Genomic DNA, 14,693 nt, shown 5'->3' with positions numbered 1-14,693 from the left:
GGTTTAAATCCATGGGGCCGGTTTTGCACCGGGCGCGGACAGAAGCGGTCCGCGATCGTCCCGAATCCGTCACCTTGGTCCCGCAAAAACAAAGACTTCCGGCGCGCCGCGATTTTCTTGGCGCTGCCTTTCGCCTCCTGCGGGGGAAACGAATCGGACTCTCTCGAGCGGTAGATTATCCGCCCCGTCGGACTTGTACAATGCAATTCCGCCGCCAATTTCGGAAGAGGGCGTTGCATCGCTTGGAAATCCCGGCGACTCAAGGCATAGGGTGGTGGTTAGGGCGATACGGAATCTATGCTACCGAATCACCGCTTCATGGCAGGCGCATTGCAGGAGCAGCCGACGGATGGCCGGATGGTATGACCGACAGCAGACGCGCATCGGGGATGCGCTGCGGGCGGCGTGCATCGTCGTGCTCGCCCTCGTCGTATGCCTCAGCCTCTACACACCCGATGATGCATCGGCCCAAACTGTAACACCGCCGACCGTCAGCGATGCGCGAATCGGCGTGAACGACGGGAAGACCCGCTTCGTTCTCGAATTCGACAAGCCCGTTCCCTACAAGATATTCACCCTTGCCGGTCCCGACCGGGTCGTGATCGACTTGCCCTCCGTGGAATGGAACGGTCCCAAATCCGGTCAGGCGGAAGGGCGTGGGCTGGTTCAGGGATATCGCCACGGGCTGTTCAAGCCCGGAATCACCCGCGTCGTCATCGATTTGGCCGGTCCCGCTGCGGTGTCGCGGCATTTCGCCTTGGATGCGGGGGGCGGGGCCGGTCCGCGCATCGTGGTGGATCTCGCCGGTGCCGCACGGACGGAACAGTCCACGGAACCTGTGGAATCGGCGGGTTGGGCAGCCTATGCCGACGAGTTGTCGCGGTCGTCGCCGGTTCCGGCGGCTTTGGCCCCGGTTCCGAATTCGACGCGTCGGACCATCGTCATCGATCCGGGGCATGGCGGCGTCGATCCGGGGGCGACGGGTTCAAGCGGCATTTTCGAGAAAAAGGTCGTGTTGGAATTCGGCAAAATCCTACGCGATGCGTTGCAGGCGACCGGACGATACGATGTCGTCATGACCCGCGACCGCGATATCTTCGTCCCGCTGCGCGATCGCTATGCGGTCGCGCATCAGGTGAATGCCGGTCTGTTCGTTTCCCTGCATGCGGATTCGCATAAAAGCGCGGGGCTGCGCGGGCTGTCGGTCTATACCCTGTCCGACAAGGCGTCGGATAAGGAAGCCGAGGCACTGGCGAAAAAGGAAAACCTGTCGGACGTGCTGGCCGGGACGGATCTGACCGGATACGAGGCGGATGTGACCTCCATCCTGATCAGTTTGGCGCAGCAGAGCGTCAAACAGAGCAGCGCCCAATTTGCCGAACTGCTGGTCGCGGAAATGAAGCAGTCGGTGCGGTTGTTGCGCAATCCGCATCGCTTCGCGGGATTCGCCGTGTTGAAATCGCCGAATGTGCCGTCGGTTCTGATCGAGTTGGGCTATCTGTCGAATTCGAAGGACGAGGCCGGGTTGCGCTCCGACAAGCAGCGCAAGGCGATGGCGGGCGCCATGGTCCGCGCGATCGATCAATATTTCGATCGTAAGGAGCAGTTGGAGAGATCCTGATCGATTCCGCTCCTTGGTATTCCTATTCGTTGACCCCGTATCGCCTCATTTGCGTCATGGAATAGGCGGGTATGATCCGTTAGGATCGGGTGATTGGAGTGCCGGAACGGGCTGTCCGGCATGGTTTAAGAGGGTTGCGACGTTGTTTATGCGGTTTGTCGGACGGGCGTTTCTCGTCCTGTTCTTTTTGGCGATTGTCGCGGGGCTGGCCGGTGCCGGTGCCGTGGGGTGGGCGTTCTGGCATTACGGCAAAGGCCTGCCCGACTTCAAGCAATTGGCGGATTACGAGCCGCCGACATCCACCCGCGTCCATGCGGGCGACGGTCGGTTGCTTGCGGAATTCGCAACGGAATCCCGCGTTTTCGTTCCCATCGAATCCATACCGGTGCGCGTTCGTCAGGGCTTCATGGCGGCGGAAGACCAGCATTTCTACGATCATTTCGGCGTTGATCTTCAGGCCCTGTTCCGCGCTGTCGTGACCAATGTGGTGAATGTCGTGCAGGGGCGTCGCCTGATCGGTGCGTCCACGATCACCCAGCAGGTGGCGAAAAACTTCCTTCTGACCAACGAAGTATCGATGGAACGCAAGATCAAGGAAGCGATCCTGGCGCTGCGCATCGAACGCGCGCTCAGCAAGGATCGGATTCTTGAGCTGTATCTCAACGAAATCTATCTGGGCTATCGGTCTTACGGCGTCGCGGCGGCGGCGCTGAACTATTTCGACAAAAGCCTGGATGATTTGAGCGTCGCGGAAATCGCTTATCTGGCGGCGCTGCCGAAGGCCCCGAACAATTATCATCCGACCCGGCGTCGGGAAGCGGCGATTGCGCGCCGCAACTGGGTCGTGGACCGGATGTTGGAAGAAAAATTCATCACCCCGGAAGAGGCCTCCGTCGCCAAGGTCCAGCCGCTGGACGTCAAGGAACATCACGATTTCGATTTCGTCGATGCCGGGTATTTCCTGGAGGAGGTCCGTCGGGAATTGGGGGATCGTTTCGGCGAGACAGGTCTTTATGAAGGCGGCATGTCGGTGCGCACGACGCTCGATCCCGTCTTACAGGATTATGCACGGACCGCCCTGCGGGATGGATTGATCGCCTATGACCGGCGGCACGGTTATCGCGGTCCGATCGCGCGGGTTGCCGATAACGAACCGTGGCGTGAGGCATTGCATGCGTTTGAAACCCCGGCGGGCCACCTGAACTGGCTCAAGGCCGCGGTGATCGGCGTTGCGGACGGGGAAGCCAAATTGGGCTTCGAGGACGGTAGCGAAGGCGTGTTGCCCTTGGCGGAACTGCGCTGGGCGCGGAAACCGAAGGGCGATGTCCGACGCACGGTCGGCGCATCGATCAAATCGGTCGATCAGGTTCTGTCCGTGAACGATATCATCCTGGTGGAGCCGGTCACCGAAGGCGCCCCGGCCAAGGACGGCGACCCGCCGGTCGAATATCCGCCCGGAACCTATGCCCTGCGTCAGATTCCGGAGGTGAACGGCGCCATCGTCGCGATGGACCCGCATACGGGCCGCGTCCTGGCCATGTCCGGAGGGTGGAGCTTCGAAACCAGCCAGTTCAACCGGGCCACCCAGGCCCTGCGTCAGCCGGGGTCGTCCTTCAAACCGTTCGTTTATCTGACGGCGCTGGAAAACGGGTTCACCCCGGCGACGATCATCCTCGATGCGCCCTTCGTGATCGATCAGGGCTTCGGCCTCGGTAAATGGAAGCCGTCCAACTTCTCCAACGAATTCTACGGTCCGTCGCCGATGCGCGTCGGGATCGAAAAATCGCGGAACCTGATGACCGTGCGCCTGGCGCAGGAAGTCGGGATGGAGAAGATTTCCGAAACGGTGGAACGCTTCGGCATCGTGCACAACATGCCGCCGCAGCTTGCCATGTCTCTGGGCTCCGCCGATGTGCGCTTGATCGACATGGTATCCGCCTATTCCGCGCTGGTGAACGGCGGGAAAAAGGTCGTGCCGACGCTGATCGATCGCATTCAGGATCGCAACGGCCATTCGGTCTTCCGCCACGATACGCGCGATTGCCCGAATTGCACGGCGGCTTTCTGGGACAACCAGCCGGTACCGCAATTGGCCGACACCCGCCCGCAACTGACCGATCCGGCCTCCGCCTATCAGATTGTTACGATGTTGGAAGGGGTGGTGCAGCGCGGAACCGGTCGTCGCATCGCGGAATTGGGCAAGCCCCTGGGCGGGAAGACCGGCACGACCAACGATTCCCGTGACGCCTGGTTCATCGGCTTTTCGCCCGACCTTGCGGTTGGCGCTTTCGTCGGGTTCGATACACCGATCCCGCTGGGCTACCAGCCCTGGGGCGGACAGGAAACGGGATCGTCCGTCGCCGCCCCGATATTCAAGGAATTCATGGGTAAGGCCTTGGCCGACAAGCCGGCTATCCCCTTCCGGACGCCACCCGGCATTCGCATGGTCCGTATCGACGCGGAAACCGGGAAGTTGGCGAGCCCGTCCTCCTCCAAGGTGATTACCGAAGCTTTCAAGGCGGGGACCGAACCGGGGGCGGAATCGTCCGGCGTCTTCATTTCCGGCCGGTCCGACTCCGTTCTGCCGGTTCTGCCGCAGGGCGGCGATTCCGGGGACGGATCGACCGGCGTGTCGCTGCCCGCACCCACCGGCCGGGCTCAGGACGCGCCCAGCGGCCTTTACTGATTACAGACTGTAAGACGGCAGCGTTCCCGCGTTCGGAAAGATCGTCCGAACCTGACCGGGGCTGAGCGACCAATGTCGCGCCAGGGCGCTTCCGATCAGGGCCCGGCTGTCGACAGTCGCGGGCAGGGCGTCGCCGTCTTCCGGCAGGGTGGGGATGTCGCCCAGGGTTTGCGATTTGGACAATGTGCCGCCCAGAACGAGGGCGGTGCCACCCAGACCGGGATCCGTACCGCCCTGAGTATTGGGCGATATGCTGCGGCCCTGGGCGGACAGGACCAGCATCATTGCGCCTTCCCAGAATTCCCCCATCGTATCGGCTAGAACCGCGATGCCGTCCGCCAGACCGGCGATCCGCCGGGACAGGGGGCCGGAAGCACCGCCTTGCTGGCGTTGCGTCGTCCAACCGCCGATATCGATCCGCGCGGTCCTGGGGCCGTTGTCTGAAATCAGGGCCATTCCGGCATGCAGACAGGCGAAGGCAAGGTTCTGTGCATGCAGGCCGACGGCATCGGCAAGGCGAACGTCTTCCGATTGGGCCGCCCGTTCCGTTGCCCGCGCCGTTAAGGCGGCTTGCAGCAACCCGCTGAGTTCCCCGTCTTCCGAATAGAGCGCCATGCTGCGGGCCATCAAGGCGTCGTCCCCAGCCTTGCCGAAGGCGGGGCGCCAGACCGGGGTTTCGAACCCGGCGGCGGCGACCGCGCGGTCGAGCCATCCATCGGTGGCCTTGGGATTGAAAGCGGGAAGGCCTGATTCAAGTACGGCCTGGGCTTCCAATGCGGATGTACCGCGATAGGGCGAGGCAAAGGCGGGGGCGACGGCCATGCGTCCCGCTTGCCAAATCGGCAACAACGCCCCGGCGGATGGGTGCAGGCCGACCCGACCGTCCAGATCAAGGATGCCGCCGGGCGCATCGGGCGGCGGCAGGGTCAATTCCCGGCGAAGGTCGGCGTAATGCTTGTCGCTATAGATCGGTGTCAGTGCCTGTCCGTCCGGTGCGCCATGCAGCATGATGACGATCAGGGGGCGGTCCGTCGGTCCGGCGGCGAGGCTTAGTTTCACCCCTCCGGCGACGGTGGCGGCGGCCGCAACGGATCCCGCTAGAAACCGGCGGCGATCGATACGGTTCGACGATAGCTCTGGGGGTCGTGTCATGCCCGTTACCGCCTTTGGAATTCGGGGGAGGCAAGCAGAAGCGCCAGCGCATCCGCCGGGTCGCTGGTGACGCTCAACCGTCGGTGGGTGACCGGGGACAGCAGCGGGCCGAGCGTCGCCAGTCCCAAATCCGCCATATCGGCGCCATGGAAGACCGGCGCGGCCTCCCGCGCCGCCGCCGCGCCCCATTGCAGGCGTTCCAGCAGATGCTGCGGCGACAGCCAAGCTCGTCCGTCGGACGGCCAGCCGGTCAGGACCGGGAAGCGCTTCGGCGCTTGCCCCATGACCGATAGACCTGCAAGCGCCAACGGGGCCGCCGCCGATCCCCATCCGAACAGGCGGGCCGTTGAAAACACGAAATCGGTGGGCGTCTTCACCTTGGCTTGCTGCGGATGCCAGGCCGCCGGAGATCGGACCATGCCTTCCGCCATTCCCAGCAGGCTGTTCCCCTTGCCGGTGAACCCGTTCAGCATGTCGGAAATCAACTCGTCCGGCGGCGAGTCCGTCACAAAATATCGGGCCATGGATATCGCCAGATGGCGGGCGGTGTCTTCCCGGCGGCCGACGGTGTCCAGGGCGGCCTCCGCCTCCAATACCCCGGCTTCGGGGTAATAGCGCCGGAAGAAAAACTTTTTCTTCTGTTCGTGCCACAGGGGGCGGAAGCGGAAGGTGCCGGGGGCGTCTTCGTCCGATCCGGCGACCGACCAGCCGGTCAGCATCTTGGCCAGTTCCACGATGTCCCGCGTTTTGACAGCCCCTTCCGGGCCAAGTGTGTAGTTCTGCAGGATTACCCGTGCCAGGGTGTCGATCAGGTTCGGCGCGCCCTTCAGACCGGCAATGGAAATAGGTCCGGTGGACAGTCGATTGTCGGTCTGGATCAACACTGCCGGATGCCGCACCACGGCGGTCAGCATCTGGATGAAGGTGCCGGTGATGCGCGGTCGGATAACCTCCCGTTCGAAGGCATGCGACAATGCGAAGGAGACGGGATCGCGATCCGACACCGCGAAATGGTTCGACCAGAACCGGATCAGCCTTTCCCGGAACGGCGAGGGGGAGGCGAGCGTCGTGCCGGTATGGGCCAGGGCCTCTCGCCGGTTCATCCCCGCCAGTCGGCGACGAAACGCGTGCAGCGCCTCCGGTCCCGCCTGGATCGCGTCCAACAGGTCCGGAACGATGCTGGTACTGTCCGGCAGGACGGCCAATACTGGCGGCGGTGTTTCCGGTTGGTCGATCTGGGTGATCAACCAGCCCTGTGGATCGGCGGCGATTCCGTCCAACTCGCCCGGACGCGCGCCATAGCCGAAGCGATGCGCGGCAATCGCGGCCTGGAGCAGTTCCGGCGGGAACTTTTTCGGATAGGGAACAGCCATGTCTTTTCGACCTTGATCTAATCGGGGGAGACTATCGCGATTCCATAGGCCAACAAGCAGCCTCGATGCCGGGTCTTGCCGCAGCGCAATAAAAATGTGATCACTTTATTGCAACGGCACGTGACGGGGACGAAACAGGCCCTTATAGTGCGCGCCGACCGACATTCGGTATGATGTTCAATTGAGGGACCTGCACAAAATGCAAATCGAGAATCCGTATCTGATGTTCCTGGGCGATGCCGCCGACGATCTGGCCGCGAAGGTCGCGAATGGCGTCGCGAAATGGCGTCCTGACTGGTGCTTGGGCCAGTTGCGTCTGCCCGGTTGTAACGCGGATCTCGGCCTGACCGACATGACCCTGGAAGAGGCGAAGGCCGCCGGCGTCAAGACCGTCATCGTCGGCGTGGCAAACCGGGGTGGGATCATTCCGCAGTCCTGGCTGTCGACGCTGGAACAGGCATTGGTCATGGGCTTCGACATCGCGTCCGGCCTGCATAACAAGCTGACGGATATCGAAACCCTGTCCAGCCTGGCGGCGGAACATGGGCGTAAGCTGTTCGATGTGCGTCACCCGACCGAAACCTTCGACGTCGCGAAGGGTACGAAGCGTCCGGGCAAGCGTCTGCTGACCGTCGGCACGGATTGTTCCGTGGGCAAGATGTTCACGTCCCTGGCCGTGGAAAAGGAAATGAAGGCGCGGGGCATGAACTGCGACTTCCGCGCGACGGGGCAGACCGGCATTTTCATCGCCGGGTCCGGCGTTTCGGTCGATGCGGTGATCGCGGATTTCATTTCCGGCGCGACGGAAAAGCTGACCCCGGCGAACGAAGCGGACCATTGGGACGTCGTCGAAGGTCAGGGCTCGCTGTTCCATGCATCCTTCGCGGGCGTCAGCCTCGGCCTGTTGCACGGTGCGCAGGCGGATGCGCTGGTCATGTGCCACGAACCGACCCGCAAGCATATGCGCGGCCTGCCGGACTTCGAATTGCCGGACCTGAAGCGTTGCATCGAAGTGAACGAAATGATGGGCCGCATGGTCAATCCGGCCTGCCGGGTCATCGGGATTTCCGTCAACACGTCCGGTCTGCCGAAGGATCGTCAGGACGACTATCTGGAAGCGGTAGAAAAAGAAACCGGCCTGCCGGCGGTGGATGCCTTCCGTCAGGGTGCCGGTCGTCTGGTGGACGCGCTGTAAGTCATGCCGATCCTTACGGTTCGACACGATAGCTTTCCGATTGCCGGAACCTTCACGATTTCTCGTGGCTCCAAGACGACGGTCGAGGTCGTCGTCGCGGAGATTTCAGGAGACGGCCATGTCGGGCGGGGGGAATGCGTTCCCTACGCCCGCTATGGCGAAAGCATCGACAGCGTTATCGAAGAACTGCGCGGAATGGAGAAGGCCGTCACCGACGGCCTGACCCGCGAGGCATTGCTGGACGCGATGCCCGCCGGGGCGGCGCGCAATGCTCTGGACTGCGCGTTGTGGGATTTCGAGGCGAAAGCCACCGGTATGCCGGTCTGGCAACGGGCGGGTCTGTCGACGGCGCCGGAACCCGTCGTCACGGCCTATACGTTAAGCCTGGATACGCCTGAGAATATGGCGGCAAAAGCGACGGAAAACGCGACGCGGCCGCTGTTCAAGCTGAAACTGACCGGCGAGGGCGATTTGGAACGGGTCGCCGCCGTGCGGGAGGCCGCGCCGAATACGCGCCTGATCGTGGATGCCAATGAAGGTTGGTCCGTATCCATGGTCGAACCCTTTTCGGAGAAGCTGGCGGCGCTGGGCGTCGAGATGATTGAACAGCCCTTGCCTGCGGCGGACGATGCCATGCTGGCCGACGTTGCCCATCCGATCCCGCTCTGCGCCGACGAAAGCGCCCATGCTCGGGAAGGGTTTCCGTCCCTTGTCGGTAAATACGAGATGATCAATATCAAGATCGACAAGACCGGCGGGTTGACCGAAGCCCTGGCCTTGAAGGCGATGGCGGAAGATGCCGGTATGGACATCATGGTCGGCTGCATGCTGGCCACGTCCCTGGGCATGGCGCCAGCCTTCCTGGTGGCGCAGGGGGCGAAGGTTGTCGACCTGGATGGGCCGCTTCTGCTTGCACGGGATCGTGATCCGGGTTTTGTTTTCGACGGATCCACGATGATGCCGCCGTCCGCGGCGCTTTGGGGCTGATCGAAACCACCTGAACTTTTCAATCCGAAAGGGGACCGCATGTTCAAGGCATTGATAGTCGACAAGGCCGAGGATGGAACGGTGTCGGCGGCGATTCAGGAAATCAACGCTGATCGGCTGCCGTCGGACGGTGACGTTACCGTCGCGGTCGAATACTCCTCTCTCAATTACAAGGACGGTCTGTGCCTGACCGGCGGCGGCGGGTTGGTACGGAATTATCCGCATGTGCCGGGGATCGATTTCGCCGGGACGGTCGAAAGTTCCGACGATGCGCGATACAAGCCGGGCGACCGTGTTGTCCTGACCGGTTGGCGCGTCGGGGAAGTCTGGTGGGGCGGCTATGCCCAGAAGGCGCGGGTGAAGGCCGATTGGCTGGTGCCGCTGCCGGACGGGTTGACCACGAAACAGGCGATGGCCGTCGGGACCGCCGGTCTGACCGCCATGCTGGCCGTTCAGGCGCTGGAAGCGCACGGGCTGAAACCGGGCGGGCGTCCGGTTCTGGTGACCGGTGCCGCCGGTGGCGTCGGGTCGGTTGCGACCGCGATCCTCGCCAAGCTGGGATATGAAGTAGCGGGCGTGACGGGCCGCCCGGAAACGGAAGAATATTTGCGCTTCCTGGGGGCGACGGCACTGGTGCCGCGTGCCGATCTTGCGGATGCGCCGACACGGCCGTTGGACAAGGAAAGCTGGGCGGGCTGCGTCGATGCGGTCGGCGGCGCCATGCTGGCGCGCGTCCTGACGCAAATCGAATATGGCGGATCCGTTGCGGCGGTCGGTCTTGCCGGTGGCGCAGCCCTTCCGGCGACGGTCATTCCCTTCCTGCTGCGCGGGGTCAATCTGTTGGGCATCGACAGCGTCATGAAGCCTTATGAAGACCGCCTGACGGCCTGGGCGCGGGTCGGCACGGACCTGCCGATGGACAAGCTGGAAACCATGGTCGAGATGGCCGTGCTGTCGGATATGCCGAATTTGGGGAAGGCGATCCTGAAAGGCGGCGTCAAAGGCCGTGTCGTCGTCGACGTCAACGCCTGAGGTAACGCCTTTTCGATTAGGGAGCCTAGTTACGGAAGGTGCGGCAGGAATTTCGGTTCCGGCGCGACAAATGCCCCGTTCGATAAACAGGCGACCTGCGGTTTCGCCGGACCCGTCTTGTTGAAATCGAAGCTCTGCCCCACCAGAACATGCCCAACTCTCTTCGGATCGCCCTTGGCGGAAAAGGGCAACATCATCTGACAGGTGTCCAGCAGCCGACCGCGATCGTATTGGAAACGGTTGCGGCACACGATTGGCGACCGGCTCTTGACGCAATACATGAACAGGTCGTGGATAAAGTCCCGATAGGACCCCGACATAATTTCATCCAGGGTCTTGCCGGTGAAGTCGTCCCCCCAAGCTTGGGCCATTTCCGTTCCGACGACACGAAACAGGACGGTTTCGTCCTTGATATCCGACAAGACGAGGAAGGAGAGAAGCTTGGGAATGGCGCTGGGATCAAATTTGCAACGGTCGGGAATATCCTGCCCCGGTTCGATCAGGGAAGACCAATAGTCCAAGAGTTGGCGGTGCCTCTGTTCGAGCGTGACTCGTTCCATATGCGAGTCCTCCATTGCCTTTGTGCGGTACTCTAGGGCCAATGTTCGAATTCACGAATTAAAAGCTGGTAAAATTTTATTAAAAATTACCTCTATATTCGGTCCGATTGACGGAAACAATTATAGCGACAGTGTGCTTGAATCATAATACCGATATACGAGTACTTTCCTGAAATCCTCAGAAATCTGGCATTTATGAATGTCTAGAAGACCCCGGCACCAAGACCGGCGGCAACCAGCATGCCGAGCTCCCGGCATCGCGCAATAAAATCGTCATCCCACTCCCCGCGGCACAGGACAGGATCCTGTATCGCGGTCCAGCGCAGCCCGGTGGCGATGCTTTCGACGGCGCGCCGGGTGCCCGTGCCGTCCATACCGGCGCGGATATACAGGGCATACGGTAGGCCCTGCTTTTCTTCCAGCACACCGTAATAGGTCCGGTCGAAGAAGTCCTTCAGCGCGCCGGACATGTACCCCAGATTTTCGGTGGTCCCCAGGATGATGCCGTCGCAGGCCAGGACATCATCCGGCCCGGCCTCCAGCGGCGGGCGCATAACGATATCGATATCGCCGTCGCCGCCTTCCTCGGCCCCTGCCAGAACCGCATCGCGCAGCCGTACCGTATTCGGCGACGGGGCGTGAGCGACGATCAATAGGGTCTTGGCAGCCATGAATCCGATCGGGGTTGTGTCTTCCTAAAGGTCGATGACGAGGCGCTTGCCCTTCGCGCGGGACACGCACAGGCACATGATGTCGCCGTCGGCGCGTTCCTCGTCCGTCAGGACGCTGTCGCGGTGATCGATCTCCCCTTCCAGCACATCCGTGATGCAGGCGCCGCAGATCCCTTCGGAGCAGCTGTAGTCCGCCGGGATTTTGGCGGCGGCCAGCGCGTCCAGAATAGACCGGTCAGCCGGAACCTGGAGCGTCTTGCCCGATTGCTGAAGCACCAGTTCGAAGGCGTGGTTTTCGCCTTCCTTTGCCGACGGATCGGCGGAAAAACGTTCGAAATGGATGGCGTTGTGCGGCAGATGCTTTTCGCCTGCGGCAATCGCCGCCTGTAGCAGGGGTTCCGGCCCGCAGACATACAGATGCGTTCCGGCCGGGGCGGCGGCCAGCATTGCGTCCAGATCGAACAGGCCGTCTGTATCGTCGTAATGGCAATGCAGGGCTGCCCCCAGCCCCAGGGCCTCGAAGGCAGGCTGGAACGCCGAATGTGTCTTGCCGCGCACCAGATAATAGACATCGACCGGTTTGCCCTGAGCCTTCAGATGCGCGGCCATGGCATGGATCGGCGTCGCGCCGATTCCCCCGGCCAGCAGGATGGAATGCGCGGCTTCGTCATGCAGGGGGAAGTTGCTGCGCGGCCCGGTCAGGGTCACGCTGTCGCCTTCTTTCAGGGCGTGCATGGCTTTCGATCCGCCGCGTCCGGCATCTTCGCGTTTGACCGCGACACTGCCCCAGCGGCCCGCCGGGTCCCACTGCCACAGGGAATACTGACGCTGCATGTCGCCCGCCAGATGGACATCGACATGATCGCCCGGCTTGCAGGCGGCGAACGGCGCGCCGTCCAGGGCTTCGAAGGTGAAGCTCGATACCTCGTCGCTCAATACGTCGATCTTCGTCAGTCGGGTGGCAAATGTCGGCGCGCTCATCCAAATCTCCGGCAAAATACGGTCAGGGCGGACTCTGGTCCGCCACCAAGTCGGGGGAGACTGCCGGAAGCGACGGCAGGTCGCAAGGCCGGGAAAATACGGCGTGAACGGCACATCTTTTTCGATTGATCCATACTCAACTGACGCAACGGATTTTTCGGGAGAGTTACCATGCGCCGGCCTTATGACCTACCGCCCTTGACGGCATTGTCGGCCTTTGAGGCGGCGGCCCGCTTGGGCGGCGTGAAGCGTGCGGCGGAGTCGCTGAATGTCACGCCGGGGGCCGTCAGTCGTCAGGTGAAGGCATTGGAGGCCGATCTGGGATGCCTGTTGTTCGATAGGCTGCATCGCGGAATCGAATTGACGCCGGAAGGGCGGGAATTGGCGGAAACGCTTGCCGACGGTCTCGCCCGCGTGGCGGAGGTCTGTCGCCGGTTGCGCGGTCGTGGGGACACACCGACCCTGACCGTCGGCGCGACAACGGCCTTTGCCGGTTTGTGGCTCATGCCGCGGATCGGCGGTTTTTGGCAGGACAGCCCGGATGTCGCCGTCGATCATGTCATATCCGACGACCCCATTGATCCTGTCCGCCGCCAGGTCGATTTCGCCTTTCGCTACGGCACGGGCGATTGGCCGGGCCTGACCTCGGTCCTGTTGTTCGGCGATCGCCTGTTCCCGGTTTGCAGCCCGTCCCTCGCGGCGAAGATCGGACCGGTGACGCCCCAGGATCTGCCGGAACTGCCGCTCCTCCGGTTGAAAGGCGTCGATCCGTCTTGGATTGATTGGCGGTCCTTCTTCGCGGAAATGGGGCTGAGCGATCCCGGTGCCGGGCGTGGGATGAACAATTATGCCGTCGTCGTTCAGGCCGCGCTGGACGGGCAGGGTGTCGCCCTGGGCTGGGAAAGCCTTGTCTCCCCGCAGTTGAGGGCGGGCACGTTGACGCGTCTGACGGACCTCTCCATGACCGCGCCCGGCGCGCATTATCTGGTATCCGCCGACGGGCGCGAACCGACCCCGGCAATGGCCGCCTTTTCGGATTGGGTTCGCGCCGTTTGCGTCGATTGACTTTTAGGCAACCGAAACCGCGATTTTTACATATTGAGCCGTCGGACGCTTCAGCGGTATCGGAGTCCTTTATTTCGCGCGATGGGCGCGGTGTGGAGGAGCGACGGATCATGACGGTACAGGTATCTGAATTGGACGGTGTTCTGCGGCCCATCGGGCAGGCGGTCGGCCTGCCCAACGCGGCCTATACCGATGCGGATTTCGCGGCGGCGGAATCCAAGGCCGTCTTCCAGGACGGTTGGGCCGCGATCGGCTTCGGCAAGGATGTACCGGGTCCGGGCGACGCGACTCCCATCGACTTCCTGGGCATGCCGTTGCTGCTGCTGCGCGATCGGAAAGGCGCCGTTCGGGTCTTCCAGAACGTCTGTCGCCATCGCGGCATGATCCTGATCGACAAGCCGACGCGCATTAAGGGCGTGATCCGCTGTCCCTATCATGCATGGTGCTATGGCATGGACGGTGCGCTGCGCACGACGCCGGATGTCGGGGGGGCGGGGATCAACGACCATGAGGATATCGACAAGGACGGGCTGGGCCTGATCGAGGTTCGCAGCACGGTGTGGATGGATGTGGTCTTCGTGAACATGTCCGGTACCGCCCCGGACTTTGCGGTGGCCAATGCGCCGCTGGCCGCACGCTGGCGGGAATTCGATCACCCGATCTATCACGGCGGGCCGGAATCCTCATTCTCGCTGGAACTGAAGGCGAACTGGAAACTCGCGGTGGAAAACTACTGCGAAAGCTATCATCTGCCGGCGGTGCATCCGGGTCTGAACAGCTATTCCCGGCTGGAGGATCATTATCACCTGGAAGAACCGGGTCATTTCTCCGGTCAGGGAACGCTGGTTTACAATCCCAGCCCCGACGCCTCGGGACGCAGCTTCGCGAATTTCCCCGGCCTGTCGTCGAAATGGGACAAGGCGGCGGAATATGCCTCCCTCTATCCGAATGTGCTGCTTGGCGTGCATCGCGATCATACTTTCGCAATCCTGCTGATTCCGACCGGAACGGACCGGGTCGTGGAACGGGTGGAGCTCTATTACGCCGATCCCGCGATGACGGAGGCCCCCTATGACGATTTGCGCCGCCGCAATGCGGAAATGTGGCGCGCGGTCTTCCTGGAAGACGTTTTCGTGGTCGAAGGCATGCAGCGCGGCCGGGCCGCCCCCGGCTTCGATGGCGGTCATTTTTCCCCCGTGATGGACGGCCCGACACACCTGTTCCACCGCTGGGTCGCGGCACGAATGGGGGGCATCGAAAGCACCCCGACGGATGTCCCTGAAGGGATCGAGCGGGTCGCCTGACCGGTTGCTCCAAAGGGCGGATCGGCAAAAGGCGGAAAGGGGCGATTGCCGCATTGACAATGCCCC

General features: G+C 62.5%; 12 protein-coding genes. 7 read left to right on the top strand and 5 right to left on the bottom strand.

Going from position 1 to position 14,693, the window contains the following annotated elements; translation table 11 throughout:
- The first annotated feature begins 349 nt into the window (after positions 1-349).
- The gene (locus tag HH303_RS01490; RefSeq protein WP_169623432.1) at positions 350-1,621 is read left to right on the top strand and encodes an N-acetylmuramoyl-L-alanine amidase; all 1,272 of its coding nucleotides are present in this window, start codon (positions 350-352) and stop codon (positions 1,619-1,621) included.
- 148 nt (positions 1,622-1,769) lie between these two features.
- Entirely contained in the window at positions 1,770-4,307 is a 2,538-nt protein-coding gene (locus HH303_RS01485; protein WP_169623431.1) for a penicillin-binding protein 1A, read from the top strand.
- On the opposite strand, the gene HH303_RS01480 is transcribed toward HH303_RS01485, so the two are convergent.
- Entirely contained in the window at positions 4,308-5,459 is a 1,152-nt protein-coding gene (locus HH303_RS01480) for a DUF1501 domain-containing protein (RefSeq protein WP_169623430.1), read from the bottom strand.
- Between the two features lie 5 nt (positions 5,460-5,464).
- Positions 5,465-6,832, bottom strand: a complete 1,368-nt coding sequence (locus HH303_RS01475) for a DUF1800 domain-containing protein (protein WP_169623429.1) — start codon at positions 6,830-6,832, stop codon at positions 5,465-5,467.
- A 199-nt stretch (positions 6,833-7,031) separates the two neighbouring features.
- Between HH303_RS01475 and dgcN the strand changes: the two genes are divergently transcribed.
- The 3 genes from dgcN to HH303_RS01460 are packed head-to-tail and all read left to right on the top strand — an operon-like array spanning position 7,032 to position 10,046.
- Positions 7,032-8,027, top strand: coding sequence for an N-acetyltransferase DgcN (dgcN, locus tag HH303_RS01470; protein WP_169623428.1), 996 nt, complete (start codon positions 7,032-7,034; stop codon positions 8,025-8,027).
- Positions 8,028-8,030: 3 nt separating this feature from the next.
- Positions 8,031-9,014 carry an N-acetyl-D-Glu racemase DgcA gene (gene dgcA, locus HH303_RS01465; protein WP_169623427.1) on the top strand — a complete coding sequence of 328 codons (984 nt, stop codon included), beginning with the start codon at positions 8,031-8,033 and terminating at the stop codon, positions 9,012-9,014.
- Positions 9,015-9,053: 39 nt separating this feature from the next.
- Positions 9,054-10,046, top strand: coding sequence for an MDR family oxidoreductase (locus HH303_RS01460; protein ID WP_169623426.1), 993 nt, complete (start codon positions 9,054-9,056; stop codon positions 10,044-10,046).
- Between the two features lie 29 nt (positions 10,047-10,075).
- On the opposite strand, the gene HH303_RS01455 is transcribed toward HH303_RS01460, so the two are convergent.
- The 3 genes from HH303_RS01455 to HH303_RS01445 form a co-directional block, all read right to left on the bottom strand.
- On the bottom strand, positions 10,076-10,606 hold the full coding sequence (locus tag HH303_RS01455) for a PAS domain-containing protein (protein ID WP_169623425.1): 531 nt from the start codon (positions 10,604-10,606) through the stop codon (positions 10,076-10,078).
- Between the two features lie 203 nt (positions 10,607-10,809).
- Complete coding sequence (locus tag HH303_RS01450; RefSeq protein WP_169623424.1) at positions 10,810-11,277, bottom strand: flavodoxin family protein; 468 nt, start codon at positions 11,275-11,277, stop codon at positions 10,810-10,812.
- Positions 11,278-11,301: 24 nt separating this feature from the next.
- A complete protein-coding gene (locus tag HH303_RS01445; RefSeq protein WP_169623423.1) occupies positions 11,302-12,258 on the bottom strand; it encodes a PDR/VanB family oxidoreductase in 957 nt (318 codons plus the stop codon).
- A gap of 171 nt (positions 12,259-12,429) precedes the next feature.
- Here HH303_RS01445 and HH303_RS01440 point away from each other — a divergent pair, with 171 nt between their 5' ends.
- A complete protein-coding gene (locus tag HH303_RS01440) occupies positions 12,430-13,323 on the top strand; it encodes a LysR substrate-binding domain-containing protein (protein ID WP_169623422.1) in 894 nt (297 codons plus the stop codon).
- A 110-nt stretch (positions 13,324-13,433) separates the two neighbouring features.
- Positions 13,434-14,627 (top strand): aromatic ring-hydroxylating oxygenase subunit alpha, encoded by a 1,194-nt coding sequence (locus HH303_RS01435; RefSeq protein ID WP_169623421.1) that lies wholly within the window; start codon positions 13,434-13,436, stop codon positions 14,625-14,627.
- Positions 14,628-14,693 lie beyond the last annotated feature (66 nt).

The organism is Pacificispira spongiicola (genome assembly GCF_012926505.1).
In the GTDB taxonomy this organism is placed as follows: domain Bacteria; phylum Pseudomonadota; class Alphaproteobacteria; order UBA8366; family Aestuariispiraceae; genus Pacificispira; species Pacificispira spongiicola.
Note: the sequence above shows the minus strand (reverse complement) of the source record. Positions and strands in the feature narration are given on the sequence as shown.